This window comes from Micromonospora sp. M51, assembly GCF_018070305.1.
GTDB lineage: Bacteria > Actinomycetota > Actinomycetes > Mycobacteriales > Micromonosporaceae > Micromonospora > Micromonospora parva.
On record NZ_JAGPXZ010001570.1, the window covers coordinates 1 to 381 of the forward strand.

General features: G+C 75.6%; 1 protein-coding gene. It reads left to right on the top strand.

The features are described 5' to 3' along the window. A partial coding sequence (locus KBX53_RS35995) for an LLM class flavin-dependent oxidoreductase (RefSeq protein WP_210864142.1) occupies nucleotides 1-381 on the top strand: 381 nt, incomplete at both ends.

Consider the following 381-nt stretch of genomic DNA (forward strand, 5'->3'; position numbering starts at 1 on the left):
GGCCGCTGCTGGTGCAGGCCGGGTCGTCGCCGGGCTGCATCGCCTTCGCCGCCCGCTACGCCGAGGCGGTCTTCACCGCCCAGCTGAACCTCGCCGACGGGCAGCGCGTCTACGCCGAGCTGCGCCGGCAGGTCACCGCCGCCGGCCGGGACCCGGACCTGGTGAAGATCCTGCCCGGCATCGCGCCGGTGATCGGCGGCACCGAGGCCGAGGCGCGGGCGCTCGCCGCCGAGCTGGAGGAGCTGATCGTCCCCGAGTACGCCCTCGCGCAGCTCTCCGGGATGCTCGGCATCGACCTGACCGGCCTGCCGCTGGACGGGCCGCTGCCGGAGCTGCCGGACTCCGGCACCGTGCAGGCCCACCAGAGCCGCTACCAACTCG